Source organism: Xenorhabdus eapokensis, from assembly GCF_001908105.1.
The window spans coordinates 1-3,091 of sequence record NZ_MKGQ01000080.1; the positions used below are offsets into that span (position 1 = coordinate 1).

Annotated in this window: 1 protein-coding gene and 1 pseudogene; one reads left to right on the plus strand and one right to left on the minus strand. The window is 37.5% G+C overall.

All coding sequences use genetic code 11. From position 1 onward, the window contains the following. Window positions 1-107: pseudogene (locus tag Xedl_RS25995) on the plus strand (IS5/IS1182 family transposase); the annotation flags it as partial. A gap of 605 nt (window positions 108-712) precedes the next feature. On the opposite strand, the gene Xedl_RS19170 reads toward Xedl_RS25995, so the two are convergent. Continuing rightward, on the minus strand, window positions 713-2,908 hold the full coding sequence (locus Xedl_RS19170) for an AAA family ATPase (protein WP_074025302.1): 2,196 nt from the start codon (window positions 2,906-2,908) through the stop codon (window positions 713-715). Between the last annotated feature and the right edge of the window lie 183 nt (window positions 2,909-3,091).

Sequence of the window (3,091 nt, forward strand, 5' to 3'; positions counted from 1 at the left end):
AACATTTTCGTGCAATAGCAACAAGATACGATAAGCTTGAACGGAATTACGCCAGTATGTTGGCTCTGGCGTTTATCATTGTCTGGTTGCCCATGTGGGTTGAATGAATTATGACCTTAAAACATCAACAGACCCTAGTGAAACGTGATTTGTGTCAAAGAAAAAAGCCACCTTGCGGTGGCCTTTTTTATTCCCGAACTCACTGTTTTACAGTAAGTTTTAATTTGGTGCCAGGGCGGGACTGGTAAAATAATATAACAAGTTGATTATATTAAATTTATTTTTATTTATTGAATTAATGCCCCTTTTTGTGCCCCTGAAATACTCTGCTACTGTATGCTTATATCTATTTGATTTAATGACTATTTTAGATATTAGTATTTTTTGTATTTCAAAATGTTATTAACTTTAATAACAATTATTCATTGATAACTGCTGTTATAGATATTCCTTATCTTTCATAATGAGGTAATTAGCCGTATAATGATAATGTTATCACCTCGGGCGTTCCCCTCTGGATCATTACCAGCCTGTAATAGGTACAGGGACTTCCGGCAGTAGCCGGTTCGTAAAAGGAAAGCCACATGAAACAGAAAATAGTTCCGGTTCGCCGGTATACTCGTTTTCGTTTCGGGCGCGTAGAGCATATGCGCTCGCTTCCGAACCGTTGAGTGAATGGTGCTCGCAGGTGGTAACATTTATAGTCAGTTCCTTAAGGTTTCGGAACTGCAATTCCCATCATTGTGTTATGATGCTCGATATCTTCAGTTGCCTCAAATATTTTCTTGAACAATCGGAAATAATTTTCTACATCAATAATACCAGTGCTCAGAATATTTCGCCCGTCAGAGTGCGAATGTCGGTTAATCGCTCGATAGAATGAGTCATATTCTCCAGCTGAATGCTCTTGTGCTAGTTTTTCCAGTGCGTGCTCTAGTTTTTCTTGTTTGCAAGCAAAGCTGAAATAATATTCCAATATATTCCGCATCGTATTGAGCAATACCACTGGTAGGCTCCTGCCATCTTGTACATCCTTGAGCGTTTGCCACAATGCCTGATATTCATTCAACATTTCGTGCATTGACAAAGCAACACAATCGCTGTGATGGCTTTTAACTATACGAAGTAGAGACCAGTTCTTTGGAGTGGAGGCACACGGATCTAACCTTCTGGCTGCTGAGAGAAGTATCTCCTGAAAGAAAAATATGCTATGTGTCAATATGACAAGATGACGAGCCAATTTAGTTGTAATGAACCTTCTCTTTATTAGAGATGCCACTTCATAAATAAAATTATGAGAAAGGCTTGATATCGGGTCGTCAATTACAACAAACTTTGAGTTTGTAAGACTTTTCTCCATAGCATGTCCAGCACAGGATTCAATGAAGTAAAGTAAAGCGATGATTGTTTTTTCCCCTTCACTCAGCGATTTAAAGACTTCATTATTCTGGGGTTGGCTTCTGCGTTGTAATCGGTACAGCTTCAGCTCTTCATCGTGGCAGGTAATACTGAAATCACTGATACCAAGCAAAATCAGATTGTTATTTATAGTGTCAATAGTGGGTTGAATAACTGACAGCTGACCTGTAAGGCGGTGGATTTCTTCCTCAAGTTTCTTTTTTTCTGTTATAAAATTGGATATCTCTGTATCCTTATTTTTTATTTGTTGTCTTATTTCCGTAGCCTGAATCTCACAACTTGAAAAATAGGGTTCGCATTTATTTCTGAGGTGAGAATGAACATCATCATTAAGCAACGCCATTTCAACATCAAAATTCGATGCTAGGTGGTTATTTTCCTGTATTTGGCCATTGAGTGTTTCCAGATTGCCTGCTAGTTTCTGCAACAGATCATCAATACTGTCAGGTTTTATGGACTTTGAGGGATATTCTACCTTATTTGCCATTGCCTGAATATTGGCACGATACAGTTGCTGAATCGCTCTCAGTATTCCAAATACTTCATTGTCATCTGTAACAACCGGATGACTTCTTAGCTGCTCATGAAAAGCATCCAGTGTTTCAATATCTCTGGCGATGACAGTTTCTGCATAGCAGATTGCAGCGATAGATTGTTCGTAAGATTGATCAAACATTCTGGTAATTTCTTCCAAGATATGCTGAGAATCAAATTTTTGATAACAAAACGGGCACACGTTATCACGGACATATTCTATACCTTTGCGAACCCAATCTGCATTCCCTAAATCCTGAATAAAAGCTGAGAACTGTGTGCTGGAAGCTGGCATCAGTGGTGTAGTCATAAGATCGATGATGTCCTCTGATAAACCCTGAAGTACTGGCTTACTTAACTCGTTATATCGTGTTCCTTTACTGCTCAGCAGTTGTTTAAGTCTGTTAGTCAGCACTTCTGTTGTATATGTTGCTTTTTTTGGAGAAATATTTTTCATACGATTATAAAAAGTGCTCCGCTGCTTCGCTCCATCTAAAAAATATTCGAGCTTTTTTCTTTCGCCAACGGTTTTATCAAATATGTCACTCATACACGTTTCAACAAGAGATTTTATAGTTTTTTCTTTATCTTGAATGAACGTATTCAATGCATCGAGTTTCACCTTAATTTGTGTCATGCGTGCTTTGTTATTATTTATTGTTGTGTTGAGTCCGTCATTTTTTTCATTCAACGTGAATATACCTGGTTGATATTCTTTATTGTGAAATTTTTTCTCCACATATTCCTGATTGAAAACGAAAAAATCAAAATTTTCATCACTCTTAAAACGGCAGTTTTTGTATTTTTGCGGATGATATTCGGTGAAGTAACCTGATATTGTGGATTTACCAGAACCATTCTGACCGTATATCAGCGTAATTTGGTTGCTGAGATCAATATTAACCTCTTTATCAGCAGAATAACTTTTAACATCTCTGAGAGTGAGTATGGCCATTTTTTCTTATCCCTGTCAGTTGTGTCGTATTCATGTAATGTGGTCAAAATGTTATTAGTAATGAGGGATTGGTCAATAGTTAAATTAACGCGATGCTCAACTTTAACATCCTATAACATTGGCTTGTTGAAGCCAGTCGCGTTGACTTTTACCTTGTTGAAAATTGGCAAAAATACCCAACGT